The organism is Mycolicibacterium sp. MU0053 (assembly GCF_963378095.1).
Lineage (GTDB): Bacteria > Actinomycetota > Actinomycetes > Mycobacteriales > Mycobacteriaceae > Mycobacterium > Mycobacterium burgundiense.
On record NZ_OY726397.1, the window covers coordinates 5,374,759 to 5,401,266 of the forward strand.

Here is a 26,508-nt window from a genome sequence, read left to right on the forward strand (position 1 = left end):
TGTCGCCTTCGACCTTTATGCGAACCGTCATGGCGGCGGCTTCGCCGCTGCGGTTTCCTTGGGAGAGCGCGACGGGGCGGCGCGGAATTTGTCGTCCGCGTTGGCAGCTGCGCTCACTTCGTGAACCCAGTCATTGGTGATGAATGTCATTGCCATGGCGCCCCTTCCTTGTGTAATTGATAGATACTTACGGGGTGGTGCTCTCGGTGCGACAGCGCTATTCGGTAGCGGGTTCCAGTGCCCCGGGGGGTGTCTGAGCGACCATCTGGTGGCCCCACACGCTGGGCGCGCCATACTGCGCGACCGTCCAGGTTTCGTCGTCGACGGTGGCCGCACCCCAGCCGTACTCGAGGTCGAACCCGCTGGGCGTGCGTACGTAGAACGAGACCATCCGATCGTTGACGTGGCGCCCGAGAGTCATGCTGAGCGGGATGTTGCGCGACATGCACAGGTCATAGGCGATACCGACGTCGTCGAGATCTTCCACCTCGACCATCACGTGGTGCAGTCCCCGCACGCCAGGCATCGGGGTCAGCGCGATGCTGTGGTGGCGGGGATTGCAATGGTAAAACCACAAGTCGATGAAGGTGTAGATTTCATCGCTCTTCTTGAAACCGAGTACGGCCCGGAGGAAATGGTCGGCTTGCTTGAGGTCAGGTGTAGCCAGCACGACATGACCGAGCCCCTGCGAGCCGGTGACGAACTTTGACATCGGCCTTCCGGGGTGGAATGACTTGGGCAAGATCCGTTGCCCATAGAACAGCTCATGTCGCAGTCCCATCGAATCGATGACGGCGATCAAACCCCGGACACCGCGATCAGCGAGCTCGTCGTCGCTTCCGAACTCGAATGGAATACCCTGCGCGCGTAGTGATTCGGCAGCAGCTTCCAGGACTTCTTCGTCACCGACATCCCAACCCACGTAGAGCATCCGATTGCGCTCACCAGACTGCACCGCGATCCGATGGTCAGCGTCGTCCATCCGCAGCCGCACCGACCCGTCGTCGCGTTCGCTGACTTGCATGCCAAGCACCTCGGGGCCAAATTCCAACCACTCCTTTGCGTCAGGTGACGCCACGCCCAAATAACCCAGCGATTTCACCAACATCTCTATGTCCTATCTATTCTGACGTCAGACCGGTACGGGGCGTGCTGTCTGCAAGGCCCAATCCGCCCGATGGCTGGCGCAATCCGCGCACACCCAACCCGCCGTCACTGTTGATGACGACGCCGGTCACAGCGCGCGAATTGTCCGCAGACGCGAGCAGCACGTAGAGGCCGGCATGATCGGCAGGTTGCTGCGCGAATTGCAGAGGATTGGTGCTCATCATCTCGGCGATGTCGGGGACCGATGACAACACGGTCCCGCCCTGGCCGAGGTCACCGATACCCCGCAGGCCCGTGATCGTGCCACCGGGCGCGACTCCGTTCACCCGGATCTTCGGCGCCAACTCGTACGCCAGTTCGCGTACCACGCCAACGACGGCGTGCTTGGAAGCGGTATACAACGGGCCGCCACTGGAGGCATAGAAGCCGGAGTTGGAGACAGTGAAGATGATGCTCGGCGCATCGCTCTTGAGGAGTTCGGAAACGGCTGCCCTGGCGCCAAGCAAATAGCCCTTGACGTTGACCGCGAAGATCTCGTCGAAGGCGCCAGAGAGGTCTTCCCCATCGAAACTCACCAAGGGAGTGAAGTAGTCGAAGATTCCGGCATTGCCGACGAATATGTCGAGCCTTCCAAAAGCATCGACCGTTTCGCGCACCGCCCTGGCGTTGTCTGCGTACGACGTCACGTCACCCGTTACCGCGACCAAGCTGCCGTCTAGGCCGAGGGAAGTCAGGTCCGCCACCGAGCGATCCAGCACACCAACGCATGCGCCCTCGGCCAGGAAACGCTCGACCACGGCCCTCCCGATTCCGGCCGTTCCGCCAGTTATCAGCGCAACCCGCCCAGTCAGCCAAGTCACACTATTGCCCTCCTTGACGCAAAAAGTTTTCATCGGTCTCTGCTTCCGTTTCCTATCGTCGTCGCCGCAGAAGGGTGGGTCTAGCCGCGCAGCGTTGCAAGTACTCCGATTCACGCTGATCTCGCGACCAACAGCCCGAGCGTGTGGGCAAAGAGGGCAATGGGCTCGACCCCGGTCTGCACCGGCCACGGTGGCGAAGTGCTGCAGCTTGCCCATCGGAACCTTGCCGATGGCTCGACACCGCGGCACACCCGCACGTTGACGACCCCGGCCCGGATGCCGCAAGGCCGCTGGTGTGATCGAGACCGCGCAAACCCGACGGCAAGAAGAATCGATTCCTATGAGTTCAAGCGTGACGCGATCGCGCTCTACCGTGACACCGAGAGCGCGGCGATCTCCGCCGAACTCGGTGGCTGTGAGGCGGTGCCGCTGACTGCGTAGTCCAAAGCCCCAGATGTGCCGATCCGGCAAGCCTGGACTTTTCCGCAAGCTACTCCCGGACCTCAGCGCGTAACCAGGCAGGCAAACTCATCCTCAGGGGTTTCCGAACCTAGTGTCATCTCGCTTCTGCCGGGAACACCCCGAGATTCCCTGCGTGCCAGGGTGAGTTGAGTCCAGTGGTTCATAGCAAACCGGCCTGATGCAGGGCGAGATACGGATCAACACTCCATGAGCAGTTCGATGATGACGTCGGTGCATGACAAGGAACGGATGGATGAAGCCCACCCGCGCGCCGACGGGCCGCGCCGCCGGCGTGCGTTCTCGGCGGCCGAGAAGTTGGCCCACCTGGATGCCTACGAGCAGGCCTGCGAGCACGGTGAGGGCGGTGCCTATCTGCGGCGGGAGGGCTTGTATTCGTCGTCGATCAGCGAATGGCGCAGGCAGCGCGATGCGGGTGTGCTGGCGGGCAAACAGCCCGGCGAGAAGATCGGCAAGCTGACCGCTGAGCAGGCGGAAATCGCCCGTCTCAAGCGGGAGAACGCGCAGATGAGCAAGCGCCTGGCCACCACCGAGGCCGCGCTGGACATCATGGGACAAGCACACGCTCTCTTGGAAAGTCTTTCCGAGAGAGCGGATTCCGACGAGCAACCGAAGAAGCGCTGACCGAGGCCTACAGGTCGCTGCTCGCGGTCGGCGTGTCGACCAGGCGCGCAGCGGCGTTGACTGGCATGGTGCGCTCTACGGCGATCCGGCGGCGCAACACCGCCACGGCGCCCACGCCGGCGGTGTCGCCGCAACCGGTGGTCGAGCCGGTCAACAAGCTGACCGAGTTGGAGCGGCAGTTGGTTGTGGCGACGCTCACCAGCGACCGGTTCGTCGATCTGGCACCGTTTCAGATCTATGCCCAACTGCTCGACGAGGGCGTTTATCTGTGTTCGGTGTCCACGATGTACCGGGTGCTGCGCGAGAACAGGCAGGTCAAGGAGCGGCGCCGGCTGGCGCGCCATCCCGCCAAGGTGTGTCCGGAGTTGGTCGCGACCGCGCCGCAGCAGGTGTATTCCTGGGACATCACCAAGGTGCCCGGGCCGGTCAAGGGTGTCTATTTCGACGCGTACGTGATGATCGACATCTACTCCCGCTACATCGTCGGTGTCCACGTCCACGCTCGTGAATCCGGTGTTCTGGCCAAGGAACTCATCGAGCAGGTGTTCAAGGTGCACGGTGTGCCGCACGTGGTGCACGCGGATCGGGACACGTCGATGACCAGCAAGACCGTCGCGACGCTGCTCGCCGATCTCGAGGTCACCCGATCGCATTCGAGGCCTCGGGTGTCCAACGATAACCCGTTCTCGGAGTCGTTGTTCAAGACGTTGAAGTACGGGCCGGAGTTTCCCGAGCGCTTCGGCTCCCTGTCTGAGGCACGGCAATTCATGGATGACTTCGCCCACTGGTACAACCACGAGCATCGTCATACCGGCATCGGTCTGCACACCCCCGCCAACGTGCACTTCGGGCTTGCCACCGACAAAGCCGCCGAGCGATGTGCCGTCCTGACCGACGCCCGTGCCCGACACCCACACCGCTTCAGCACCCACCGTGCGCCGAAGATCCTCGACCTGCCCGACACCGTCTGGATCAACCCACCAGCCCAGGAGGCCGACACGACCGCCGCTTAACACCCGATGGACTCATCCGCCTTGACAAATTCCGTTTCAATCCGATCTGACCGACGTGAGCCGCACCGCGATAAGTGCCCAGTAGGCGCCATGTCGCAACTTGCCGGGGGCCGAGGACGTCACCACAACGTTCCGTTGGCGCCGCCGTCGCTGTCGGAATTGCTCACAGCTCGATCAGCTATGACTACTAGGACCAAGGAGATTGATGTCTGAGCAAGGCGCGCGAGGCGATGTCGCGACAACGGAAGCGACCGGCAGGCCCGGTAACGGTGATGTCCTGTGCCGCATCACTGTTCGGCTGGACCAGCAGGAGACATCTACTCGGGGACTTCCTGGCGAGACGTTGTTGGAAAGCGCGAGACGTGCGGGTTTGGAGCCGCCGGTCTCCTGTGAGGCGGGCAACTGCGGTACGTGTATGGCGCGGCTCACGGAAGGAAGAGCGACCATGCGGAACAATGACGCACTTACCGTTGAGGAGGTAGCAGAGGGCTACGTCCTGACGTGTCAGGCAGTGCCGGAGGCCCCCTCGGTAACAGTTGATTACGATGCATGAGCAATGATTCGGGGCTGCCCCCGCAGAACTCACGGTTCGCCGACAACAGACAGGCTCACTACACACCTCGGTCGTACTCGGCGAGCACCCTGTCAGCGATCCGAAACGCGGTATTGGCATCTGGGACGCCACAGTAGATGGCGGCCTGTAGCAGCAGCTCTTTGATCTCGCCGTTGGTCAGGCCGTTTCGGCGGGCCGCGCGCACATGCATCGCTAGCTCTTCGTGGTGACCTCGGGCGACCAGTGCGGTCAGCGTGATCAACGACCGGCTGCGACGATCCAGGCCTTGCCGGCTCCAGATGGTGCCCCACGCGTAGCGGGTGATCAACTCCTGAAAATCTGTGGTGAATTCGGTGGTGGACGCGACAGCGCGATCGACGTGCGCGTCACCGAGCACCTGACGCCGAATCGCCATGCCCGCGTCGTAGTCGGTCGGGGCGCAAACGGCGAGGTGGCCTAAGATCAGGTCGCTGACCCGTTCGGGTGCCTCTGCAGGGGCCAGGTGCCCCACTTCGTCGAGCACCACCAGTCGGCCGTCCTTAACCCGGGATATCAAGTCCCGCAGACCCTCCGGAGGAGTAGCGACATCCTGTGCTCCCGCGACGGCGAGCAGGGGTGTGGTGATCTCACCGAGTCTGCCGGTCACGTCGAAGTCGGCGAGTGCCTCGCAGGCCGCGGCGTAGGATTCGGCATCGGTACGGCGCAGTGCGTCCAAGAGTGCTGTGGCCACCTCGGGTTGGCGGTCGACGAAACCGGGGGCAAACCACCGCGCCAGCGCGGTGCCGACCACCGGATCGGTACCACCTGCCCGTACCGTGGCGGCACGTGATCGCCAGTCCGCTGGCGTCCCGATTGCCGAGCCGGTGCACAGCAGTGCCGCCGAGAGCAGCCGCTCGGGAGCGTCCAGCAAGAGCTGCAGGCCTACTGCGCCGCCGAGGGAGTCGCCGGCGTAGTGGAACCGCTGTCGGCCGGCGTGGCGATCGGCAACCGCGAGCACCGCGGCGGCCAGCTCGGGCATCGAGAACCCCGCGGCCGGGGCGCTGTAGCCATGCCCGGGTAGATCCCAGCCGACGACGCGAAGGCGGCTGGTCAGGCGCTGGGCTGCTGAGGCCCAGAGCGTGACCGAGGAGGTCCCCAGTGACGGGCCCACGAGCAGCAGCTCCCCGTGTCGGGGGCCACCAAAGTCCGTGGTGGCAATCTGTGGGACGGTCATACGGCTCCATCGAGGTGGCGGTGTGCCCGCTGTAGCGCGGCCTGGACGAGGTGCTCGGACGCACCGGTGTAATCGGGACCGGCAGGGCGGCCGGTCAGAGTTGCCATGGTGCGCTGCTCGCCGAGCAGGTCGCCCGCGGTGTCCAAATTCGCTGCGGCCCGCTCGGTGTCGATGCCCAGTCCGGCCAGTAGCTCGCCGGTGTGGGACGCGGCGACGACGGTGCGTCGGGTCAGGGTGCGCAAGGCCGACCATTCGGCGTGCCAGCCGCCGTCGGCGCGCTCGTCGACACTGGCTGCCGATGCGGAATGGAGGATGGCGGCCAGATGGGGCGCCGTGATCGCAGTGCGGCGGATGAGAACCGACAGCACCGGATTGTCCTTGTGCGGCATCGTGGACGATCCCCCGCCGTTCCCCTCGGCGAATTCGCCGATCTCGCGCCGACTGCCGGTCGCGGTGTCGGCTGCGATGTGTCCCCAGGCGTCACAGCAGGTGACAAGGGCGTCCCCGGTTCTGGTGACGATCGAGCGTGTGCTGTGCCACGGCGCCGAGGACCCCGGTCAGCCAGCTGGCGGTTTTGGCTCCCACTGTGCTCGGCAGGGCGGGCTGGGTGAGGGTGCGGGCCAACATCGGGGTGAGCCGGTACCGGGCGGTGAGCTCGGTCAGCACCCCGATCTGCCGGTCGAGTTCAGTGCGGATGTGCGCGAGTGCGTCGCGCAGGCAGAGGATCAGTGCAGTGTCCAGCACGTCCTGGCTCGTCAGGCCCCGGTGCAACCACTGCGCGACAGGATCGCCGGTGCGCGTCCGCAACAGCTTCACCAGGCCGGTGACCGGGTTTCCGCTGTCCTCGGCGCCTGCGGCCAGCGGTTCCACGTCGGCGCTACCGATGAACCCCGACAAGTCGGTCTCTGCTTCCATTGGGGCTACCTGCGCTTCGACGAGCGCAGCCAGCCACGTGGTTTCCACCGAAACCATCGCTCGCAGGAATGCTGCCCCGGAGAAGAGGTCTCCGGCGCGGTGATCGCCCGGCCAGAAGGGGTCGGTCAACGCCCTGGTCCGGAGTACTGCAAGAACACTGTCTCCTCGGCTTCGTGGTCGCCCTGCAGCCTGATGTCGAAACGAAAGCCGTGCTCATCAGGGATCGCGATCAGCGTTTGGCGGCGGGCTGCAGGCAGTGCGGCCAGTAACTTGTCCCTGCCGAGCTGGCAGCCGGGTAGGTATGCGCGGGTGAACAGCCGGTTCAGCAGGCCGCGCGCGAATACCGTCACAGCGAAGAACGGTACCGAACCCGGTCCGATGGCACCGGGCGTCACCGTGGTGAAACTGTAGTGCCCACCGGGGTCTGTGCTGGCCCGCCCCCACCCGGTGAAGGTCCAGCCGTCGCGGCCGAGCGATCCCGGCGCCTTCTGCAGGACGCCCTCGGCGTCCGCCTGCGAGATCTCCAGCAGTGCGTCGGGTACCGGCGCGCCCTCGCCGTCGGTGACCCGCCCGTGTAACTGGATCGCACCTGGGTACCCGGGTGGCACGAGTTCGTGGGCTTCCCCGACCTGGAGCGCGAAGCCGAAGAATGGGCCGACGGTCTGACCCGGGGTCGCGGTCAACACGGTGCTCATCGAGTCTCCATCGGAGTGCTGGTGCTACCGGTCAGGACTATGTCCCACCGGTAGCCTGTGGACCACTCGTGGGAGGTGACGCCGTGGTCGTAGGCGGCCACGAGGCGGTCACGCGCCTTCTGGTCGGTGATCGACTGATAAATGGGGTCCAGCCCGAACAACGGGTCGCCCGGGAAGTACATCTGGGTGACCATCCGCTGGGTGAATTCGTTGCCGAACAACGAGAAATGGATGTGCGCGGGCCGCCACGCATTGTGGTGGTTGCGCCACGGGTAGGGGCCGGGCTTGATGGTGGTGAAGCGGTAGACGCCGTCGTTGTCGGTCAGACACCGGCCGACGCCGGCGAAGTTCGGATCGATAGGGGCTGGATGCTGGTCGCGCTTGTGGACGTAGCGCCCGGCGGCGTTGGCCTGCCAGATCTCGACGAGTTGACGGCGCACCGCGCGGCCTTCTCCGTCCACGATCCGTCCCATCACCACGATCCGTTCGCCGATCGGCGGGGCGTCCCGCTGGATAGTCAGATCTGATTCCAGCGAGTGCACATCGCGATCACCGAAGCAGGGCGCCCATAGTTCGACCCCCTCCGGGTCGGCACGGTAGAGCTCTTGGGTGGGGTGGCGGAGAATGCTGCTGCGATAGGGCGGGTAGTCCAACCGGGGTTGGGTTTCCTCGACCCCGGCACGCTGGTAGCTCTCGGAGATCTCCGAGATCTCCGAGATCTCGGCGCTGATCTCGGCCTGACTGGCAGATGCGCTGTCCGGGTTGGTGTCGACAGGTGCTGTCATGGTTGGCACGGTAGCCGCCCGCGGCCGTTCGATTGAAGGATAGAATTTCACTCAGCGGAAAAGGTGGGACATTTGTGGCGGGCAACGTTTCGACTCCGGGCGCTACCGTGGCTTCCAGATTGCTGGCGATTCTGGCTGCTTTCGACGAGCGGCACCGGGTGCTGACCCTGACCGATCTGGCCCGGCGGACAGATGTTCCGGTGCCCACGGCGCACCGTCTGGTCGGCGAGCTCGTCGCCGGAAAGGCGCTGCAGCGGCTCGACGACGGTCGCTACGCCATCGGACCGCTGCTGTGGGAGGTCGGTCTGCTCGCCCCGGTATCGGGTCCGCTGCGGCAGCTCGCAGAGCCCTACCTGCACGATGTCTATGCCGCCACCAAGGCGACGGTGCATCTCGCCGTACGCGATGGCGACGAGGTGCTCTTCCTGCACCGGATGCGGGGCCTGGCCTCGTTGCCGATCGTGAGCTCAGTGGGGAGCCGCCTGCCGATGCACGCGACCGGTGTCGGAAAAGTACTCCTGGCCTACGCGCCCGTAGACGTCCAGGCACGCGTGCTCGCCGATCTGACCCGGATCACCCCGCACACCGTCACCCAGCCGCAGGTGCTGTGGTCTCAGCTCGAACGCGTCCGCCGGGACGGCGTGGCGACCACGAGCGAGGAAATGTCGTTGGGGGCGTGCTCGTTGGCCGTACCGGTGAGGCGCTCGTCCGACGGTCAAGTGGTGGCGGCGATCGGCATGGTGCTGCCCTCTCTCAGGCGTGACCGCCAGCGTCTGCAGGGGGCACTGCAGGTGGCCGCCGGAGGCATTGGTCGCAGGCTCTGACCGGCCGCGTTGCGGGGGCCGTTCGGACTAGTATCTCTGTTGTGCAGAAAAGGTGGTCGGCATGAGCGACGCATCCGGTCCTGCCGCAGATCCTCCGGTGCCGCAGTATCCGATCGAATCGGTGGACAAGGCGCTCTAGTCCTGTTGCTGACCGATCGGCCGGAGATCCGGCTGAGCGAGGCTGCGCGGTACCTCGGTGTCGCGTCCTCGACAGCACATCGGCTTCTGGCAATGCTGCAGTACCGCGGATTCGTGCGTCAGGACTCGTCGTCGAAGATCTTCCGGGCAGGTCCCGCTCTGATGGGCTTGGCGTTCGCCGTGTTCGGACGCATCGATGTCGAGGACGCCGCCAAGCCGGTGTTGCACCGCCTCAGTGAGCAGCTCAACGAGTCGGTTCACGTGGGGATGCTCGACGGTGCGAATGTGCGGTTCATCGCTGCCGTCGAAGGTCCTACGGCCGTTCGGGTGGCGTCCCGACTCGGGCGAACGATGCCCGCGCACTGCACCTCGACAGGGAAAGTGCTGCTCGCCGAGCTATCCGAGGCTGAACTCGACAACGTCTATCCGCGTGAGGATCTGGACCGAATCACTGAGCACTCGATAGGACGTCGCACTGAACTGGACCTCGAGCTCGCCCGTGTCCGCGAGCGGGGGATACGCCGTCAACAGGGAGGAAAGCGAGGAGGGAGTGACGTTGTTGGCGGTCCCGATCTCCACTCCAGCGCCCGGTCTGCGACTGGCCTTGAATGCCGCCGCGCCCGTGCACCGGTTGACGGCGTCGATGTATCCGGAGGTGGTATCCACATTGGCCGATGCTGCGGCAGAGATCGGCCGACGGCTCGTCTGAGTGGACGCTGGGAGTCCGAACTACGAGCCCAGCTGCGCCATCTCGAACTTCCAGGCGGCGTCGGTGTTGAATTTCGCTCCGAGGTCGGGCAGATCATCCCAGTCCGCGTCGTCGATGTCGCGAGGGGTGCCACCCGCGGCCACTATCCGCATCGACATGCGAGCGAGCTGGTCGACGCTGATCGCCTGCAAGACTGCCTGCTGAACCGTCTCTGCGGCACTGACGATTCCGTGACCGCGGCAGATGGCCACGGGGTGATCGCCCATCGCGGCCACCATCTCCCTGGCGAGACGGGCATCGCGGATCAAGACCGCCCGTTCATACACCGGCACCCCCGCTCGCGCCATCCAGGCCCCCGGGATGTCGAATGCGCCGTAGATCGGCCGAATGGTGATGCCGGCGAGGCTCGCCGCGACGACCTCGGGTGGGTGCAGATGTGCCACGGCCTGGTTTTGCGGCTTGGCCCGCAGGCATTCGGAATGGATGGGCAGCTCGTTGGGCACCCGGTAGCCGTCGAGTTCTCCTGCTGCGCCGGCTGATCCGTCGAAGTGGACGAGCCGGATGTCCGAGCTCTCGGTGAAGGCGACCCCGCGGTCACCGTCGCTGCGGCACCGCACCAGCATGAGATCGTCGCCGATGCGCAGGCTGACATGGCCGAGAATTCCGTCGACCAGCCCACGTGCGGCAGCCACCCGACAGGCATCGGCCACCAATTGGCGTTCTTCGTGCAGGTGGCCTGCGAATGGCACGGTCACGCTCCTTTGGCGGCGGGGGACGGCCGCTGTGCGAGTTCCAGCAGGGATTCTCTGACCAACGGGTAGGCGGTGCCGGCCGAGAGGGCCTTGCGGCCGGCGATCAACGCGCGGGGCCAGTTGACCACGACCAGCCCGGTGAGCGTATCGCCGTCGTGGTAGAGCGCCGCAAACCGATTGGAGTCCGTTTCCTCCCCGAGGATTTCGACATGTCGGCCCTCGGTGTGACCAGGGTTTCCGGCGACCCGGATCTTCCAGTCGTACTGGTCGCTCCAGACGTATTCGACAGGGGAGTAGTCCAGTTGATCGTCGGGATGGGTGATGTTGTGGGCAACCAGCGCGGCCTGCTCGATGGCGCTGGTCCAGTGCTCGATTCGGGTCAGCCGGCCGGTTTCCGGGTTGCGCCAGCGCGCGACATCGCCGACCGCGAAGACCCCGGGTGCATCGACGGCTTGGCAGCGTTCGTCACACACCACACCGTTGTCGATCAGAAGACCCGACGACGCCAGCCAGTCGTCGTTGGGGATGGCGCCGATCCCCACCAGGACATAATCGGCGTCCACGGTGCGACCGTCGGTCAGGCCGATGCGGAACTCTCCGCGATGCCCGGTGACCTCGGCGACGCCGGCCCCGAAGATCGTCTGCACGCCGTGGCGTTGGTGCAGCGCCGCGAAGCGTTGGCCGACCTCGGGTCCCAGAACTCGTTCCATCGGGGCCGGAAGGATATCGATCATGGTGACCGCCAGGCCCATGGACCGGGCGGTGGCCGCCGCCTCGGCACCGATGAACCCGCCTCCGATGACGGCCAGTCGCCCGCCGCGTTCGAGGTCGGCACGCAGCCGCTGTGAGTCGCCCAGCGTGCGCAGCAGATGCAGGCCCTCGGGTTGCCCCCATGGCGAGGGCCGGGCCCGCGCCCCGGTGGCGATGACGAGCTGGTCGAATCCGACCCGGTCGCCGCCGTCGACCTCGACTTCGTTGCGTGACAGGTTGAGGGTGCTGGCACGGCTGGACAAACGGAGGTCGAGGCCGAGCTCGTTGGCGGCCGCCCGGGACAACAGGGTGACGTCTTCGACGCCGGTGGTGCCGGCCAGCAGGGCCTTCGACAGTGGTGGTTTGTCGTAGGGCAGTTCCGCTTCCTCGTCGAGGATGACGATCGTGCCGTCGAAGGCGTTGCGGCGCAGCTCCTCGGCAACGCGAACACCCGCGACAGAGGCGCCGACGATCACCACGGTCGACCTCGTCGTCATTTGTCCAGCCACAGCGCCGACACCGGGCAGGACCGGGCGGCCTCCTCGACGCGTGTCAGGTCGGAGTCCGGCACATCTGTCTTGAGCAGAACCACGATACCGTCGTCGTCGATGTCGAAATAGTCCTCGGCGCCAGCCACGCAGTTCCCGTAGCCCTGGCATGCGCTCGGGTCGGATCGGACTGTCGCCATGGCTGTTCCTCCTTGCAGTATCGCGGGATATGAGATGTGTGTGCGAGTCAGTTGCGTGGTTGCGGTTTCGGCGCGCCCATCCCCGACCCGCCGTCAGGGTGGGTGCTGGTTGCGGTGATGCCCCGGGATCGATCCGAGGCCAGGAAGACGAAGCTCCAGGCGTGGTCCTCACCGGACAACGCAACCTGCAGCGGGGTGCGCGCGGCCAGGTCCTGTGCACGGTTCGGGGTGTCGTTGAGCCGAATGGTGTCCAGGCCGAGGCTGTCGAGCCCGCGTAGATCGGTGTTGAGGGTGCCGCCCGGGGCCACGCCGTTCACTCTGATGTGGGGCGCCAGTTCGTGGGCGAGCGTGGTCACGAGGCCACGGACCGCGAATTTGGAGGCGACGTACAACACCCCACCGCGTCCGGCGTAGTACGAGGAAGCCGACTCGGTCAGCACGATCGAGGATCCATTGCCCGTTCGTAGCGCCGGCAGCGCGGCCTTGACCGAGTGCAGGTGGCTCAGCACGTTCGTCCGGAACATCTCGTCGAACGCCTGGTCGAGGTGGTCGGCGTCGATATCGCCGATGCCCCGGTAGAAGTCGAAGACGCCGACACAGTTGACCAGCGTGTCCAGGCCACCGAACGCCGCCACGGCCGATGCGACGGCACGGTCGTTGGCGTCGCGGGTCGAGGCGTCGCCCTCGGTGACGGGAACCTCGGGCAGTGCCGCACGCAACGCTTCGCACTTGTCGTGGTCGCGTTCGAGCACCGCCACCTGGGCGCCCTCGGAGCGGAACGCGTCGACCACCGCTCGGCCGATACCCGAGCCTGCGCCCACGACGAGGGCCCGCTTGCCGTCGAGCCACCCCGTCATCGATGCGCTTCCGGACCCGGCAGCAGGGGTGCGTTGATGTTGCCCACCATGGCTTCCAGTGTCTGGGGGTTCTGCCACGTGAGTGCTTCCACCTCGAGCGCGTCGAGGCTGATCCACTGTCCCGTCTTCGGTGAGCAGATCAGTAGTCGCGAACCGTTGCGGGTGTCGACGCGGCGCACTTCGACGTCTGAGAACTCGTTGGCGATCCGCAGGGGCTCGCCCACCGTGCGGCTCACCAGCTCGGCGAACCCACCCGCCCGGGCCGCCACGGTGACACCCTTGGTGTGCGCGTCCGTCGGTATCACAGGAACACCGCCAGGTTCTGCATTCGCAAGACGGATTCGTCGATGGAGATCGTGCGACGCGCCAGTTTCCACCCGCCGTCGTTGCGCAGCAGGTCTTCGCGTCCACAGGACACCAGCGCAGACTCGTTGACGTCGCCGCGACTGCGGAAGAGGAGTTCGGCCGACTCCACAACGAGGTGGTCGGCGTCGTCGGTGGCGAAGGTACGGACGTTGGTCACGTAGTGCCGCAACCGTGACGGCGGATCCTCGGTCCATGCATGTTCGGTGCGAAACCGGGCGACCCGGCGGCTCAGCGAGTCTTTGTTCTCGTCGAAGTGAGCCATTCCTGGTGAGGTGTCGAAGCCAGCGCCAAGGGCGGTCGTGACCTTGACCGGCATGATGTAGTGGATGTCCTCGGTCAAGGTGTCCAGCCACTGCTCGTAGTGCTGGGCATCGAGCAGATAGGCCTCGTCGACCAGGAACTGATGCGCCGCGAGGTGACGTTCGTCGTTGAACGGCAGGGGCTTTCCCGCCCGCTGCTGCCGAGGCGCGTTCTCGCCCAGGATCGCTTGTTCCGAATAGGTCGAACCGTGTCCGGCCCGGCTGTACCCGTTGGGGGAGGGTGTGTCGATCGCGGTCATGACTGTGGCACCGCCTGTCGTTCGGGGCCGCTCTGGCCGTTGGTCTGTGTCAGTGGGGTGATCCCACCGGGGTTGTACGCATCGACAGCCTTCACCGCTGCCTCGACCGGAGGGGCCTCGAGATGCTCGGCCCACAGCCGTAGCAGTGCCCGCTGGTTGCGTTCGTTGTATCCGATATAGGAGGTTCCGGGGCCGTGGAATTGCTCATGGGTGAGCAGTTCGCCGACCGTGCTGTCGTCTTCGAGCAGCCCCATCCTGCTGTTGAGCAGCAGCCGCCTGGCCATGGCGCCGGATGCGGTGTTGGTCAACGACACCCAGTTCTCGACATCGTCCTGCTCGAACATCCCGGTCGAGCCGAAGCACATCAGATACGCCTTGTAGGAGAGCTTCTTGTATTCCTCGGGAGCGCTGGAATCAACGGCGAACCACGAGTAGACCTCTGTTTCGTTCTCGCTGATCGGCTGCCACATCCGGATCGAGATGAACGGCAGGACGTCCTCGTCGGAGCCGTCGACCTTGGGCCAGTTGTGTACGAAACTCAGGTTCGGAAAACACGACGCGGCCGAGATCATGAACCCGTCCTTGCCGATCAGGTCCTGTTGATCGGCCGACCACACGGACTTAGCCCGCTCGATCATGTCCTCGGTGTAGCCGACGTAGCGCATCCGTTCCTCGAAGTCGCCCGGCGGAAGCTTGTAGGTGGTCCCACCACCCTTGTCGGCCCAGTAGGTGGTGCCGTCCTTGCGCTTGTCGGCCTTCGGCTCCCGGAACAGGCCGATCTCGACGACCGACATGTGCGTCTGCGGGGTGTGGTACATGTCGCCGGCGAAGTTCTCGGCGCCGATCTTCCAATTGGACTTGATCCGCCAGCGCTGCGGGCCGCGGACTTCGAGACCGTTGGGGCTCTGTTTGGTGTAGAAGTCCATGTAGAACTTGAAGTCCCCGAGGTAGTCCTCGAGGGGTTCGGCGTCGGGGTCCATGCTGATGAAGATCAGCCCGTTGTAGCTGGCGAGATTCGGTGCGGGAAGAAGGGCCTGTCCCTTCTTCTTGAAGCCGTCCTCACCGCCGTAGGCCTCTTGGTGGAACGGCAGGCCGAGAATGCGGCCGTCGTTGCGGTAGGACCAGCCGTGGTAGGGGCAGCGGAAGTTCGAGGCGTTGCCCATCTCTGCCCGGCACACCTGCATGCCCCGGTGCAGGCACATGTTGAACATCGCCCGGATTTCACCCTTGGAGTCACGGGCGATGATGAACGAGTCGTCGAGTACCCGCCGGACGACGTAGTCGCCGTCCTGGGGGATCTCCGACTCGTGGGCGACGAACAGCCAGGCCCGGCTGAACAGACGCTCCTTTTCCAGCTCGAAGATCTCTTTGTCGTTGTAGATGTGCGCGGGGATCATCCCGCGACGGACGTCGTCGAAGACGTGAAGGTGATCAGTCACTTGCGGGCCTCCAGCTCCAAGGATTCTGTATAGCAGAGACTGGCTTCTGCTCCAAAGAGGAGCGTAGCACGCCTGGGAGGGGCGGCTCAGTGACGTTGACAGGTTCCCTCATCGTCGACGTCCGATTTTCTTGCGCGACCAGCTCTAACCGTCGAAACATTTCATGTTTATGTTGGTGCGGCGACACCTGTTTGAACGTTGGGTGCATGCTGTCGTCTGCGGCGGGGTCGGCACCCCGACCCTGTGTCTGCAGCTCGCCTGAGGGCTTCTTGACGGCGTCGAGGGACTTGGACAGACCGTCGACTAGCAGTGCGGTGCCGGTGCGAGAAACGGATCAGCTTGTACAGCAGCCCGCCGCTGATCTTCTTCGGCGTTGCCGCGATCGCGAGCGTGATGGCCGTGCCGTCTGGGGTTCCGCGCAGTGACGAGGTGCCCATGCCGGTGTGCGGGCCGACGTGCCAGTAGGCGATCAGAATATCGTGGCGGATCGCACCGACTGCTTTAAAGGTGCCCCGCCGGCCCCGGATCGCGTGATATCGCGCACCCAGATAGGTGTTCTTGGTGCGCGCGGCTGCCTGCGCTGCTTCAGTAAGCACCGTCTTGAGTGCAACCGGGCCGTGCCGGGTCCGCCCCGAACGGGCTTTGCCTCCCGAGGCGTTGTTGCCTGGACAGATCCCGGCCCACGACGCCAAGTGTGCTGGCGTGGGGAACACGCGCATATCGACACCGATCTCAGAGATCATGCCGATCGCGCATTTACGGGCCACGCCCGGAATCGTCTGCAAGCGTTCAATGATCGGCTCGAAGGTCGCCACCCGAATGGTGATCTGTTCATCGAGGTCGGCAAGCTGCCCGTCCAAGAAGTCGACGTGGGCCAAGATCTGACGAACGAGCACCCCGTGATGACAGACCCGGAAACTACCGCGCAGCGCGTCGGTCAGTGCTGGGATCTTCGAACGCATCCTGCCCTTGGCCAACTCGGCCAGCACCGCAGGGTCGGATTCACCGGCAAGCATCGCCTCCAACATCGCCCGCGCAGATTTCGACAGCACCGTGGAGGCCACCGACGTCAATTTAATCCCGGCATCCTGAAGTACCTTCTCCAGTCGCTGCACCATCCGGGTTCGTTCTTCGCTGAGCACCCGGCGGTGCCGAGTGAAATCCCGCAGCTCCCGGATCGGGGGCGGCGGCACGAATGAGGGCCGCACCAGTCCGTGCTCCACCAGCTGCGCGATCCAAGCTGAATCGACCACATCAGTTTTGCGGCCCGGCACGTTCTTCAAATGCTGAGCGTTAAGCAGCTGAGGGGCTCACCTCACTGGGGGTGGCGACGGGCGGCCAAGATGGCCCGCCGCGCCGGCTGGCAGGTCAACAACAAGCGCATCCGTCGACTGTGGCGCGCAGAGGGCCTTCGGGTTCCGCAGCGGCGCCGCAAAAAGCGTCTCACCGGTATCGGCGTCGCCGTCGGCGCGATGTCACCGATCCGCCCCAACGTCATCTGGGCGATGGACTTCCAGTTCGACACCACCGCCGATGGCCGCACCATCAAGATGCTCAACGTCATCGACGAGTTCACCCGCCAAGCACTCGCGATCGAGGTCGACCGCGCCATCAACGCCGACGGCGTCGTCGACGTGCTGGATCGCCTGGCGCTGACCCACGGGGCGCCGCGGTACGTGCGTTTCGACAACGGTCCTGAGTTCGTCGCCCACGCCGTGAGCGATTGGTGCCGATTCAACAGTGCTGGTTCACTTTTCATTGATCCCGGCTCGCCCTGGCAGAACGCCTTCATCGAATCATTCAACGGTCGCCTGCGCGACGAACTGCTCAACTCCTGGCGCTTCGACTCCCTACGCGAAGCCCGCGTGATCATCGAAGACTGGAGGATCGACTACAACGCCAACCGACCCCACTCCGCCCACGGTGAACTCACCCCAACCGAGTTCGCTCTACAGTGGGCCACGACCCACCAACCCCAAGTCGCATAACGAGTGGACCACCAAACGGGTCCCCCTCACAGCCACAGCTGATCGACTCGATCCTCGAGGAGATAGAACACCGGTTTCCAATACACACCGGTCGATTCCAACCCGACCCGGCTCACCTGATGCGAAACCAGCCAGTCGCCCAATGCCACCAGTTCGGCGGTATCAGTGCCGAACGTCTTTGTCTCACTGCCGCGTCGACGGCCCTGCGGGAACCGCACGGTGGCGACCACCGTGTCTCGATGCACATCCAGACCCGCGCAAAACTCGACCACCTCATCCACGATCAACCTCCCGACTCGCACCAACAGGACAGGGCGACTGCCGGAGGAAGGTCGTCGATCAAAGGAGTCTGAAGTTCGCGCTCACCGGCAGCACAACCGGGTGCCCACAACCCTCCACGCCATACTTTTTTCCGGGCTCACGGGCACCAAGCGGCGTCGGCGTCAGCCCAGCAGCCACCACTACCAGCATCAACCCACGCCCGCACCAACGCAACACCGGCAAACGCCCGCGAACGCCGGATTCTCATTTTCATCGGGTGCGCCCGCAGCGGGCCCATTAGTACTTTTTTTAAAAACTGGCGGTCCAAACGTAATTCGGCGTTCTCCTTGCGCAGCCGCTCCAACTCGGCACGCTCATCAGCATCAAGCACCGCGCCATTATCGCCGCCGTCGTCGCGGGCCTGGCGCACCCACCGGCCCAGCAACTGCTCACCCACACCGATCTCAGCGGCCACATGAGCGATCGGACGACCCGTCTCGATCACCAGACGGGCCGCCTGCTCCCGAAACGAGCAATGATCAGAACCTGTGGATGAGCCTCGGTGAGGGGGCGTGAAAGTGGGCGCACCTTCCCGAGGATGATCTGAATATCCGAAGGTCCGATCATGAGCCGGCGTTGGCGCGCTGGTTCGGGAAGGTACGCCCATGCTCACCGTAGTTCACGATGCCATCGAGGCCAACGAAAGCACTGGCGGTGCTGGTCGGTCGTTGTTGGACGAGATCGTCCGCGACGGCGCCCGTCAGATGCTGGCCGCCGCGTTGAAGGCTGAGGTCGCCGCCTACGTGGCCCAGTTCGCCGATCAGCTCGATGAGAAGGGGCATCGGCTGGTGGTCCGCAACGGCTATCACCAGGCCCGCGAGGTGCTGACGGCAGCCGGGGCAGTTGAGGTGAAAGCACCGCGAGTCAACGACAAACGCGTCGACCCCGACACCGGTGAACGGAAACGGTTCTCCTCGGCGATCCTGCCGGCCTGGGCACGCAAGTCACCGCAGATGAGCGAAGTGCTGCCGCTGCTGTACCTGCACGGGCTGTCCACCAGCGACTTCACCCCCGCTCTGGAGCAGTTCCTGGGCTCGGGTGCCGGGCTCTCGGCCACCACGATCACCCGGCTGACCAGCCAGTGGCAGGACGAGGCCCGCGCGTTTGCCGCCCGGGACCTGTCGGGCACCGATTACGTCTACCTGTGGGTCGACGGCATCCACCTCAAGGTCCGCCTGGACCAGGAAAAGCTGTGTCTGCTGGTGATGCTCGGCGTGCGCGCGGACGGCCGCAAAGAGCTCGTGGCGATCACCGACGGCTACCGGGAATCGACCGAGTCGTGGGCTGATCTGCTGCGCGACTGTAAACGACGCGGCATGACCGCACCCGTGCTCGCCGTCGGCGATGGCGCACTCGGCTTCTGGAAAGCGGTACGCGAGGTGTTCCCGGCCACCAAAGAACAGCGGTGCTGGTTTCATAAGCAAGCCAATGTGCTTGCCGCCCTGCCGAAATCAGCGCACGCGTCGGCGTTGTCGGCGCTCAAGGAGATCTACAACGCCGAGGATATCGACAAGGCCCAGCTCGCGGTCAAGGCCTTCACGGTCGACTTCGGGGCCAAGTACCCCAAGGCGGTCGCCAAGATCACCGACGATCTGGACACCCTACTGGAGTTCTACCACTATCCCGCCGAGCACTGGATCCACCTACGCACGACAAATCCGATCGAAAGCACCTTTGCCACAGTACGTTTGAGAACCAAGGTCACCAAGGGGCCGGGATCACGTGCGGCTGGTCTGGCCATGGCCTACAAGCTCATCGACGCCGCCGCGGCCCGCTGGCGTGCCGTCAACGCACCACACCTGGTCGCCCTGGTCCGCGCCGGCGCGGTCTTCCACAAGGGCAAACTGCTCGAACGCCCCACCGAAATCACCCCACCGACACCGCCCTCAGACGGCGATCAGCAAGCCGGAACGGAGGTCGCCTGAAACACGCCGATCCACAGGTATTGACAATTCCTCTCCCGAAACTCCGGGGTGTACTTCTTACGCTTGCCCGACATACGGACATCCTTCCCGTGAGACCAGCAGTCCCACCAGTCAGGTGTCCACCATCAGGGGTCAACCCCAAGACCGCCGACCAAATCCTCGAATCCGTCGCCAGCTACTGCAAACGAATTAACAACTCAGGACACTAGCCGACGGACGCTCGTTTCCAGCTGTCGCGGTTGCCACAGAGCAGTGCAGTCATCGCTCGCCAGACCTCGTCCGCCAAGGATCACGCAACACCGGCAGCCTCCCCGCGCCGATCGTTGGCTGCGGTCAGCTGCGGAGCCGAGCGATGCGCGCGCCCCGACGGCGAGTACATTCCGCCATCTGCGACCGCGATGCATTGAAGCACTAACAACCCCGACGTGCCGAACTCCTTGTGAGCAAAGCATTGGGCCGTGCGACGACCACCCCAAGGACAAGTTGAATGCGTTCCGCTGCCTCCGATCCCCAATGCTGCGCTGCGAGCGACTGATCGACCTCGCTATATGTTCGACACAGGAGATCTTTGCCTCTCGAAAACGGAATGGGATTATCGATGCGAAGGGGTCGGCGTCGCCAATAACGCAGAAGGCTCGGTGACAACCCCAGCCCGCTCAACGCCTTCGGCTGAAAATGCGCGCCTCCCGCATACCGCCGACCAGCGATCGGAGCCTAATCCATGGTGATGGTCACTGCTTTGACTTGCGTGTAGGACAGCAACTCCTCCGTTGACTCTTCGGATCCGATACCTGATGACTTCCGACCGCCGAATGGTAGCCCCCAGTAGTGACGTGCACTGCCGTTTATCCACACGTAACCGGCATCAAGCTCCGCAGCCATGCGATGTGCTTGGCGCAAGTTGTTGGTCCACACTGCGGCGGTCAATCCGAAGTCAACGCTGTTGGCGACTTCGACCGCCTCGGCCTCGTCACGGACAGTCAGCACCGAAAGAACAGGCCCGAAGATCTCGTCGCGGGCGACGGCGGCCTCCGGGGTCACGCCGGCCAACACGGTCGGCGCGACGTACCAGCCTTTGTCGCCCACCCCCTCCGCACGTCCCCCACCAGTAAGCACGCTGGCGCCCGCCGCCCGTCCTGAGTCGATAGCCCGCAGCGACTTCGAGTACTGGGCTTGGTCGATGACAGGTCCCATGTTCGTGCCATCAGCGAGCGGGTGGCCCACTTTGATACCCGCGACCTCATCGACGACCAAATCAATGACCTCGTCAGCGACCGCTTCGTGCAGGAGCAGTCGACTAGTTGAGCCACACGATTGGCCGGCTGTGGTGGTGAAGTTCATCCCCACGACCGCACTTCTTGCCGCCGCGGCAAGGTCGGCGTCCGGCATGACGATCATGGGGTTCTTGCCGCCGAGCTCGAGCGTGACGTATTTGACGCCGTGCTCTGCAGCCAAACGCTGGATCCGGCGACCGGTACCCGGGGAGCCGATGAAGCCGATTCGCCGGACCAATGGATGGGCGACCAACGCGGCTCCGGCAATTGCTCCGTGTCCGGTCACCACGCCAAAGAGACCCTCGGGTAGAACCTCCCTGGCCAGCTCTGCGAGCCGAATGGCAGAGAGCGGTGTTTGGTCGGGCGCTTTGAGCACCACGGCGTTTCCCGCCATCAGCGGAGCAGCGATCTTAGATCCCGCAAACAAGACGGGATGATTAAAGGGGACGATTCGAGCGACCACGCCATAGGGTTGCTGCAGTGTGTAATGGAGGTTTGTCGAGAGTGGAATAGTACGCCCGCCGAGGTCCAGTGCGGCGTCGGCCATCATCTCGAGCACTTCGGCGGCCCAGTTGACGTCGTCGCGCATTGCAGGCAGCGGAAAGCCGCCGTCGATTGCGTCCAGCAGCGCAAGTTCTTCGGCGTGATCTCGCATCAGTGTCGCCAAAGCTCGCAGCGCGGTGCCGCGCTGTCGCGGCGTCCGAAGTGCCCAATCATGTTGGGCGGCATGCGCAGTCGCCACCACTTTGTCGACATCTTCGGCACTGCAGTCCGGCACTTGGGTCAACACGTCCCCGGTGCATGGATCGTCTACGTCGTAGACACCATGGGTCCCCAGAGTCGCAGCACCTAGCGGAAGCGTCCACGTCCTAGAGACTGCACGTAGCGCGTCGTCCAGGGACGTCACCTCGTGTCGACCCCGTACATCACTCAAATTCACTTCGTGGCACCTAATTTCTTTCGGCCTATCGATTCTCCGCGGAGAAATGGAACACAAGCGGCGGAACAAGAGCGCGGTGACGCTCGGCAATCGTCGGAATGCCACCCGTCCGCCCAGCCGATGACCGACCACCTGTGCCGTCGTTCGTTTTTAGATTGGGACCGCCGTCCGCGGTCACACGCGCTCTGGTCACGGGGTCTGGGTTAGCGTGACTTCAGACGGCACGTCCAACCCGTCGAGGTGGGGCGCCGCGTAGCGCTGCTGCAATGCGGCCCATCTCCTGCCGGCCTCGCGCGCTCCGTCCAGATACGACTCCGGCACTTCGGTGTAGGGCGGCCGGGTGGGCCCCGTGCGCATGAAACCCGCCGCCTGGAACTGCGCATTGTCGATCTGGATGCTGTACTTCAAAAATTCGGCGAAGTTGCCGCTCGGGTAGAGCGTCTGGAGAGCTGCCTCAAGTTCGTAGGTGAGTGCTTGGCACTCGTCCCAGCGCTCGGCCCTAATCAGGTCGCGCAAGCGGGTCACCGGTGCTGGGCCGCAGGCCACGTTGCCCGACCAGCAGGCGGTGACCTGCTCCGGGAACAGCCGCGCGAAGTAGTACCAGTCGTTTTCGAGCGGCAGCAGCCGTATGCGGCCGTCCACCGCACGGAGGTCGGACAGAAAGGCGGAGCCACTAAGGAGCCCGAGATGCTTGGCCGCGACGACCTGCGGTATATGGCTGAGCGCCTCGTAGGCCGACGTCCCAATCTTCCCCTTGAAAGCACCCGGGTTGTCGTAGACCACCAGCGCCAGGTGGGGCAACGTCTCGGCTACGTCTCGGTAGAACCGCACAATGCCGGCGTCATCGAGGGGCAGCCACATAGGACGCCCGACGAACAGACCATCGGCGCCGAGCTCGCCGAGCCGGTGGCCCCGAGCGATCGTGTCGCGCGTGTTGAGTGTCGTCGCGCCGGCGAAAACGGGGATACGCCCTGCGACGGCGTCGACTACGGTAGCAACGAAACTTTGCAGCTCGTCCCACGTGAGCGAGGCGCACTCGCCGAACGTGCCCGTGGTCATGAGGACGTCGACCCCACCGCGGACCATCGCGTCGGCGAGTTTCGCCGCCTCTTCGAGGTCCACCGAGTTTACGGTGTTAGTGTGGTCGGCAGTCGGGGTGGACGGAGTGGGGATGATGCCCACGACGCCGGTTACATCGTCAGCGGACAATGTCAGTTTAGTGGCCACGTTAGCTCTGTTTCTCTCGGCCGGCCCTTAGCGGGCGCGGAGATTTGCGGGGATCGGAGGGACCGGGTGCGTGCCCACAGACAGCTCAGGCTCTTCGAAGTAGAGATCCAGGGCTTTCAAAGCTGGGATGTCGTTCACCGAGAACAAGACGGCTTCTTTCGCAGACCGGTTGATGAAATGGTGCGTGCTCCAGTTGGGCACCACGAAGCTATCGTGCGGACCCCAGTCGAGCTCCACCCCGTCGACGACCGTCGTTCCTTCGCCGCGCACGACGAAGTACACCGCGCTCGAGGTATGGCGGTGAGCTTCGGTCCGCTGGCCCGGCTGCAGCAACTGCACCCAGCAATCCAGGGTGGGCATGGTTGAGCCACCCGTGACAGGGTTCGCGTAACGCAGGACTACGCCGTCATAGGGACTACCGGCAAGACCCGCCATGCGCCCAAGCTGTCGTTCCACGTCACACCACGGGTAGCGGAACGGAAAATTCGCCATCTTGGCCTGTTCCCAAGCGGGGCGCATCAGCCCACCCCGATCGGAGAGGTGCTCGCCCGGGTTCTCGCGCTGCGGCTGCCTCTCCTCCCCGAAGGACTCGTAGAAAGGCACGTTCAGGCCGAGCACCAACCCGATGTCCAGCACGTCGAACCAGACGACGTTCTCCGAGGTCGTGTTCTCATGATCGTGCCACGCCCAGCGAGGAGTCAGGACCAGATCGTAGTCGTCCATTTGACACGGTTCGCCGTCAACCACCGTTACCAGGCCTGGGCCACCGTGAATCGCGAACCGCAGGGCCGCCATGCTGTGGCGATGTGCATAAGCGATCTCGCCAGGCTTGAGCATCTGCATGCCCATGTTCATTGTATGGGTCGTTCCCCGGGCAGCCGGGTTGATGAAGGAGAGATTGCGACGCGCTGTGAAGCTCTCGGGCATCACGTCACACGACTTCAAAAGCTTCGCGTGTACGTCCTGCCACCGCCACAGAAATGGAACACCAGCCGGCCTAGGTCCACCGACGACACTTTCCAGCATCTCGTCGTACACCCATTGTCCTCGTAGGTTCGCCGCCTCGAGCTCGGCGTCGAACTCGGGAAGCGTTGGGATTTGACTCACAAGCCTTCGTGCCCTTCTCTGCTTTCCAGAACTTACCTCTGTATTAGGAGCTTAACTGCGGGAGAGGGATCTCGTCAATAGCGGTGAACAGGTGGGACGAAGGGTCAGCATGGACCCGATGGTCATCGACTTGATGAGGTACCGGGGCGCAATGCGAGTCGCAAAGGTCGCACAACAGCCGGCACTTCTCAGCCGTCGCGACACCTTCGTAAGTGCGGTTTGTCAAGGGGGTTGGGGCGGCCTGCCCTGTCCTCGTCTCTACGTGGTGCATCAAACGGGTTTGGCTCCCGATATCGTTCAATCGTTTGCCGGCGGCAACTGAATACTGACCAGAGTGCGGCAAGGTGGGGTTTCTGGGCGTTGTCGCAACACATCTCTAGGTTCTGGTGGTTGTGTTGACATTGTTGAGGCGTGTGCAGAAGGGGCCAGGCCGCCGGCCCCAATCGGCCAAGCGTCAGAGATTTATGGAGCTGCGGGCCGGGGGATGGACAGTTTTGGCCGCGGGCCGCGCGGTGGGGGTCCCGCAATGCAGGCAAACAACTGGGCGCGTGGATACAAGACGCACCTGGGCGGTCAGGCCGTCGAGCTCGTGCCAGCGCTGGATCGTCTGGCGGTGCGGCAGATCAGTCCGTGGTACCTACCGCAGGACGAGTGCATCGAGATCGCCGATCTACGACGAGCCGGTCTGACCGTCCGTCAAATTGCCGCCACGATCGGGCCGGCGCCCTCGACGGTGTCTCGGGAACTGCGGCGTAACAGCCAGCTCGACGGGTCGTACCGCCCGTTTGAAGCACATCGCCTGGCGGTGGTGCACCCGAGCACGGCAACATGCTACTACGCCCGGCAGTCTTGCGCTTCCTATGGGCGCGAAAGACTTTGGCGATCAGGAAAGAACCATAGAGTCTCTCGCGCGATCCGTTGGCTTCGTTCGTGGCCGCGACTGGCTGTTACTACTACCGTCAGATTGGCAGGTCGCCGCTATGAGCCTGACGACGATTGGCTGGAGCGTACCCGTCGATGATTTCGGAAGGACTGCTCACTCATCGAGACCGTCATCTGGAACGGCAAACACTGCCCTTGCATTGTCGTTGAGATTTGCGAATCCATCAATTATAGCGCGCGCAACCCGAATATTATTGTCCCCGATGCGAATCAGCCACGTGTGAAAGACCGCGCCGGTGAATTCTTGGCTGACCAGCGAAGGCGCCATCCAACGACGAAGAACTCAAGTCGTGTCGTCAACTCGATGACATCCTCAGTCGCAGGGGTATACGAAAGTACTTGACGCAGTTCGAGGTGTTCGTCGAAGATCCCGTCCCGTTGATCTAAATACATCTGCAGACCGTCGAGGCCTTTCCACTGGTGGCCACCTCGAAAACCGATTTGAAAGTCGTCCGTAAGGACAGTTGCGAACATATGTTCAGCTGTTCTACAGCTTTTCCAAGCGTAGATACTCATCGATCGCCGCTATGAAGGCAGGTAGGTCCGGGGCTTTTGGCATCTCAATTTTCTCTTCTGCATGTCGCGATTTCATTAGACTAGTTTCGTTGCGAGTTCAAGCGCAGCCCCTGTTAAGGTTTCGCCTACTTTGCGGACATGGGACGGCCGTAATCGATAGCTTGGGGCTGATGCATTGAGTGCGAGCCTCATCTCAGGACCTCTTCCGGGAATGACTACAGCAACAGATGCGACCCCTTCTTCGCTTTCCTCCCTGCTCGTCGCGAAACCGTTCTTTCTGACTTCCGCCAACAAACTGCGCAATTCAGCCACGGTACTCACGGAATGGGGGGTGAGTTGCACCAAATTTGGGTCGGGGTACAGTGCATGGACCTCTTCGTCGGACAACTCGGCGAGCATCACCTTACCCGTGGATGTACAGTGTGCAGGCATCGTCTTACCCAGACGCGAAGCTACCCGCACGGCGGAAGGGCTCTCGGCCGCCGCGATGAAGCGGACCATCCCGCCATCCAACATTCCGACGTGGACTGTTTCCTGTAGCTCGTTGCTCAACTGGCGCAGAATGGGACCAGCGGTGCGTGGTACGTCCATCCTGGCGGACACGGCGGACGCCACCCTTGTCAAAGCCGATCCTGGCAGGTAAGCCCTGCTGACCGGATCCTGGCGGATGAAGCCGCGATATTGAAGCATCGATAACAGGCGATGCGCTGTCGATGAAGCGACCTGCAAATACTCGCTGGCCTCGGTGAGGCGGATCTCTGGTCGTTCTCCAAGGAGCAACACTAAGCGGAGAGCGTTGTCAACAGACTCGATCGGATATTGTGGCCTTTTCGCCGCACCCACTTGGTCCACTGGCTGCTGCCATGCTGGCTTCTGCATGGCAGAAAGTGTACTCGTTGGTGAGAACACTAATGATCCGACATGTTGGCTGGGGGAGACTC

General features: G+C 63.8%; 26 protein-coding genes and 3 pseudogenes. 8 read left to right on the forward strand and 21 right to left on the reverse strand.

The annotated features are described in order from the left end of the window. Positions 1–27: 27 nt before the first annotated feature. From RCP80_RS25550 to hcaB (RCP80_RS25560), 3 genes are all read right to left on the reverse strand, one after another. Positions 28–156, reverse strand: coding sequence for a hypothetical protein (locus tag RCP80_RS25550; protein ID WP_308480343.1), 129 nt, complete (start codon positions 154–156; stop codon positions 28–30). Between the two features lie 61 nt (positions 157–217). Then, positions 218–1,108 (reverse strand): VOC family protein, encoded by an 891-nt coding sequence (locus RCP80_RS25555; RefSeq protein WP_308480344.1) that lies wholly within the window; start codon positions 1,106–1,108, stop codon positions 218–220. A 13-nt stretch (positions 1,109–1,121) separates the two neighbouring features. After that, a complete protein-coding gene (gene hcaB / locus RCP80_RS25560; protein WP_308480345.1) occupies positions 1,122–1,967 on the reverse strand; it encodes a 3-(cis-5,6-dihydroxycyclohexa-1,3-dien-1-yl)propanoate dehydrogenase in 846 nt (281 codons plus the stop codon). Positions 1,968–2,126: 159 nt separating this feature from the next. Between hcaB (RCP80_RS25560) and RCP80_RS25565 the strand changes: the two genes are divergently transcribed. From RCP80_RS25565 to RCP80_RS25575, 3 genes are all read left to right on the forward strand, one after another. Then, on the forward strand, positions 2,127–2,408 hold the full coding sequence (locus tag RCP80_RS25565; RefSeq protein WP_308480346.1) for a hypothetical protein: 282 nt from the start codon (positions 2,127–2,129) through the stop codon (positions 2,406–2,408). A gap of 270 nt (positions 2,409–2,678) precedes the next feature. Then, positions 2,679–4,084, forward strand: a protein-coding gene (locus RCP80_RS25570) for an IS3 family transposase (RefSeq protein ID WP_308483020.1) whose coding sequence is annotated in 2 segments (ribosomal slippage) — positions 2,679–3,045 and positions 3,045–4,084 — 1,407 coding nt in all. Because the reading frame shifts where the segments join, the coding sequence is not laid out codon by codon here. A gap of 205 nt (positions 4,085–4,289) precedes the next feature. Continuing rightward, positions 4,290–4,637, forward strand: a complete 348-nt coding sequence (locus RCP80_RS25575; protein ID WP_373693413.1) for a 2Fe-2S iron-sulfur cluster-binding protein — start codon at positions 4,290–4,292, stop codon at positions 4,635–4,637. Between the two features lie 58 nt (positions 4,638–4,695). On the opposite strand, the gene pcaDC is transcribed toward RCP80_RS25575, so the two are convergent. The 4 genes and pseudogenes from pcaDC to pcaH form a co-directional block, all read right to left on the reverse strand. Further along, positions 4,696–5,850, reverse strand: a complete 1,155-nt coding sequence (gene pcaDC / locus RCP80_RS25580; protein ID WP_308480347.1) for a bifunctional 3-oxoadipate enol-lactonase/4-carboxymuconolactone decarboxylase PcaDC — start codon at positions 5,848–5,850, stop codon at positions 4,696–4,698. Beyond that, positions 5,847–6,894: pseudogene (locus RCP80_RS25585) on the reverse strand (lyase family protein). Before RCP80_RS25585 ends, pcaDC begins: the two are co-directional and overlap by 4 nt. Beyond that, entirely contained in the window at positions 6,891–7,460 is a 570-nt protein-coding gene (gene pcaG / locus RCP80_RS25590; protein WP_168140572.1) for a protocatechuate 3,4-dioxygenase subunit alpha, read from the reverse strand. Before pcaG ends, RCP80_RS25585 begins: the two are co-directional and overlap by 4 nt. Then, positions 7,457–8,245: a protocatechuate 3,4-dioxygenase subunit beta gene (gene pcaH, locus RCP80_RS25595; RefSeq protein ID WP_308480348.1), complete on the reverse strand. Its 789-nt coding sequence runs from the start codon at positions 8,243–8,245 to the stop codon at positions 7,457–7,459. Before pcaH ends, pcaG begins: the two co-directional genes overlap by 4 nt. A 74-nt stretch (positions 8,246–8,319) precedes the next feature. Here pcaH and RCP80_RS25600 point away from each other — a divergent pair, with 74 nt between their 5' ends. Both RCP80_RS25600 and RCP80_RS25605 read left to right on the forward strand, forming a co-directional pair. Next, entirely contained in the window at positions 8,320–9,069 is a 750-nt protein-coding gene (locus tag RCP80_RS25600) for an IclR family transcriptional regulator (RefSeq protein ID WP_168140574.1), read from the forward strand. A gap of 61 nt (positions 9,070–9,130) precedes the next feature. Continuing rightward, a pseudogene (locus tag RCP80_RS25605) lies at positions 9,131–9,916 on the forward strand (IclR family transcriptional regulator). A gap of 20 nt (positions 9,917–9,936) precedes the next feature. On the opposite strand, the gene phtC reads toward RCP80_RS25605, so the two are convergent. The 8 genes from phtC to RCP80_RS25645 all read right to left on the reverse strand — a co-directional run bounded on the left by phtC (position 9,937) and on the right by RCP80_RS25645 (position 16,601). Next, positions 9,937–10,665, reverse strand: coding sequence for a 3,4-dihydroxyphthalate decarboxylase (gene phtC, locus RCP80_RS25610; RefSeq protein ID WP_168140576.1), 729 nt, complete (start codon positions 10,663–10,665; stop codon positions 9,937–9,939). 2 nt (positions 10,666–10,667) lie between these two features. Continuing rightward, positions 10,668–11,915, reverse strand: coding sequence for an NAD(P)/FAD-dependent oxidoreductase (locus RCP80_RS25615; RefSeq protein ID WP_308480349.1), 1,248 nt, complete (start codon positions 11,913–11,915; stop codon positions 10,668–10,670). After that, positions 11,912–12,106 carry a ferredoxin gene (locus tag RCP80_RS25620; RefSeq protein ID WP_308480350.1) on the reverse strand — a complete coding sequence of 65 codons (195 nt, stop codon included), beginning with the start codon at positions 12,104–12,106 and terminating at the stop codon, positions 11,912–11,914. Before RCP80_RS25620 ends, RCP80_RS25615 begins: the two co-directional genes overlap by 4 nt. Before the next feature lie 47 nt (positions 12,107–12,153). Next, positions 12,154–12,963 (reverse strand): 3-(cis-5,6-dihydroxycyclohexa-1,3-dien-1-yl)propanoate dehydrogenase, encoded by an 810-nt coding sequence (gene hcaB / locus RCP80_RS25625; protein ID WP_168140579.1) that lies wholly within the window; start codon positions 12,961–12,963, stop codon positions 12,154–12,156. Next, positions 12,960–13,232 carry a dihydrodiol dehydrogenase gene (locus tag RCP80_RS25630; RefSeq protein ID WP_234904165.1) on the reverse strand — a complete coding sequence of 91 codons (273 nt, stop codon included), beginning with the start codon at positions 13,230–13,232 and terminating at the stop codon, positions 12,960–12,962. Before RCP80_RS25630 ends, hcaB (RCP80_RS25625) begins: the two co-directional genes overlap by 4 nt. Positions 13,233–13,264: 32 nt before the next feature. Next, positions 13,265–13,888: a 3-phenylpropionate/cinnamic acid dioxygenase subunit beta gene (locus RCP80_RS25635; RefSeq protein WP_168140580.1), complete on the reverse strand. Its 624-nt coding sequence runs from the start codon at positions 13,886–13,888 to the stop codon at positions 13,265–13,267. Continuing rightward, positions 13,885–15,285: a Rieske 2Fe-2S domain-containing protein gene (locus tag RCP80_RS25640; protein ID WP_308483022.1), complete on the reverse strand. Its 1,401-nt coding sequence runs from the start codon at positions 15,283–15,285 to the stop codon at positions 13,885–13,887. The genes RCP80_RS25635 and RCP80_RS25640 overlap by 4 nt, the downstream gene beginning before the upstream one ends. A 209-nt stretch (positions 15,286–15,494) precedes the next feature. Continuing rightward, positions 15,495–16,601, reverse strand: a complete 1,107-nt coding sequence (locus tag RCP80_RS25645; RefSeq protein WP_308483023.1) for an IS110 family RNA-guided transposase — start codon at positions 16,599–16,601, stop codon at positions 15,495–15,497. Positions 16,602–16,640: 39 nt separating this feature from the next. On the opposite strand from RCP80_RS25645, the pseudogene RCP80_RS25650 reads away from it, so the two are divergent. Beyond that, positions 16,641–17,315, forward strand: a pseudogene (locus RCP80_RS25650) (IS3 family transposase); the annotation flags it as partial. Between the two features lie 26 nt (positions 17,316–17,341). On the opposite strand, the gene RCP80_RS25655 reads toward RCP80_RS25650, so the two are convergent. Continuing rightward, positions 17,342–17,596: an IS110 family transposase gene (locus RCP80_RS25655; protein ID WP_308480351.1), complete on the reverse strand. Its 255-nt coding sequence runs from the start codon at positions 17,594–17,596 to the stop codon at positions 17,342–17,344. A gap of 137 nt (positions 17,597–17,733) precedes the next feature. After that, positions 17,734–18,243, reverse strand: a complete 510-nt coding sequence (locus RCP80_RS25660; protein ID WP_308483024.1) for a transposase — start codon at positions 18,241–18,243, stop codon at positions 17,734–17,736. On the opposite strand from RCP80_RS25660, the gene RCP80_RS25665 reads away from it, so the two are divergent. Continuing rightward, positions 18,242–19,561: an IS256 family transposase gene (locus tag RCP80_RS25665; protein WP_308480352.1), complete on the forward strand. Its 1,320-nt coding sequence runs from the start codon at positions 18,242–18,244 to the stop codon at positions 19,559–19,561. The two genes, RCP80_RS25660 and RCP80_RS25665, sit on opposite strands and share 2 nt — an antisense overlap. 714 nt (positions 19,562–20,275) lie before the next feature. Here RCP80_RS25665 and RCP80_RS25670 read toward each other — a convergent pair. The 3 genes from RCP80_RS25670 to RCP80_RS25680 form a co-directional block, all read right to left on the reverse strand. After that, a complete protein-coding gene (locus RCP80_RS25670) occupies positions 20,276–21,775 on the reverse strand; it encodes an aldehyde dehydrogenase family protein (RefSeq protein ID WP_308480353.1) in 1,500 nt (499 codons plus the stop codon). A 189-nt stretch (positions 21,776–21,964) separates the two neighbouring features. Next, complete coding sequence (locus tag RCP80_RS25675) at positions 21,965–23,002, reverse strand: dihydrodipicolinate synthase family protein (RefSeq protein ID WP_168140588.1); 1,038 nt, start codon at positions 23,000–23,002, stop codon at positions 21,965–21,967. A gap of 27 nt (positions 23,003–23,029) precedes the next feature. After that, positions 23,030–24,040, reverse strand: coding sequence for a cupin domain-containing protein (locus RCP80_RS25680; protein ID WP_373693414.1), 1,011 nt, complete (start codon positions 24,038–24,040; stop codon positions 23,030–23,032). A gap of 595 nt (positions 24,041–24,635) precedes the next feature. Here RCP80_RS25680 and RCP80_RS26040 point away from each other — a divergent pair. Further along, a complete protein-coding gene (locus tag RCP80_RS26040; RefSeq protein WP_417852380.1) occupies positions 24,636–25,130 on the forward strand; it encodes a helix-turn-helix domain-containing protein in 495 nt (164 codons plus the stop codon). 512 nt (positions 25,131–25,642) lie between these two features. Here the strand turns inward: RCP80_RS26040 and RCP80_RS25690 are convergent. After that, a complete protein-coding gene (locus RCP80_RS25690) occupies positions 25,643–26,446 on the reverse strand; it encodes an IclR family transcriptional regulator (RefSeq protein ID WP_308480354.1) in 804 nt (267 codons plus the stop codon). Between the last annotated feature and the right edge of the window lie 62 nt (positions 26,447–26,508).

Coding starts and splice junctions, on each gene's coding strand:
- RCP80_RS25575 (WP_373693413.1), top strand. CDS start 4,290: ATGTCTGAGCAAGGCGCGCGAGGCGATGTCGCGACAACGGAAGCGACC.
- RCP80_RS25635 (WP_168140580.1), bottom strand. CDS start 13,888: ATGACCGCGATCGACACACCCTCCCCCAACGGGTACAGCCGGGCCGGA.
- RCP80_RS25665 (WP_308480352.1), top strand. CDS start 18,242: ATGCTCACCGTAGTTCACGATGCCATCGAGGCCAACGAAAGCACTGGC.
- RCP80_RS26040 (WP_417852380.1), top strand. CDS start 24,636: ATGCAGGCAAACAACTGGGCGCGTGGATACAAGACGCACCTGGGCGGT.
- pcaDC (WP_308480347.1), bottom strand. CDS start 5,850: ATGACCGTCCCACAGATTGCCACCACGGACTTTGGTGGCCCCCGACAC.
- RCP80_RS25640 (WP_308483022.1), bottom strand. CDS start 15,285: ATGATCCCCGCGCACATCTACAACGACAAAGAGATCTTCGAGCTGGAA.
- pcaH (WP_308480348.1), bottom strand. CDS start 8,245: ATGACAGCACCTGTCGACACCAACCCGGACAGCGCATCTGCCAGTCAG.
- RCP80_RS25660 (WP_308483024.1), bottom strand. CDS start 18,243: ATGGGCGTACCTTCCCGAACCAGCGCGCCAACGCCGGCTCATGATCGG.
- RCP80_RS25550 (WP_308480343.1), bottom strand. CDS start 156: ATGGCAATGACATTCATCACCAATGACTGGGTTCACGAAGTGAGCGCA.
- RCP80_RS25615 (WP_308480349.1), bottom strand. CDS start 11,915: ATGACGACGAGGTCGACCGTGGTGATCGTCGGCGCCTCTGTCGCGGGT.
- hcaB (WP_168140579.1), bottom strand. CDS start 12,963: ATGACGGGGTGGCTCGACGGCAAGCGGGCCCTCGTCGTGGGCGCAGGC.
- RCP80_RS25620 (WP_308480350.1), bottom strand. CDS start 12,106: ATGGCGACAGTCCGATCCGACCCGAGCGCATGCCAGGGCTACGGGAAC.
- RCP80_RS25690 (WP_308480354.1), bottom strand. CDS start 26,446: ATGCAGAAGCCAGCATGGCAGCAGCCAGTGGACCAAGTGGGTGCGGCG.
- RCP80_RS25565 (WP_308480346.1), top strand. CDS start 2,127: ATGGGCTCGACCCCGGTCTGCACCGGCCACGGTGGCGAAGTGCTGCAG.
- pcaG (WP_168140572.1), bottom strand. CDS start 7,460: ATGAGCACCGTGTTGACCGCGACCCCGGGTCAGACCGTCGGCCCATTC.
- RCP80_RS25555 (WP_308480344.1), bottom strand. CDS start 1,108: ATGTTGGTGAAATCGCTGGGTTATTTGGGCGTGGCGTCACCTGACGCA.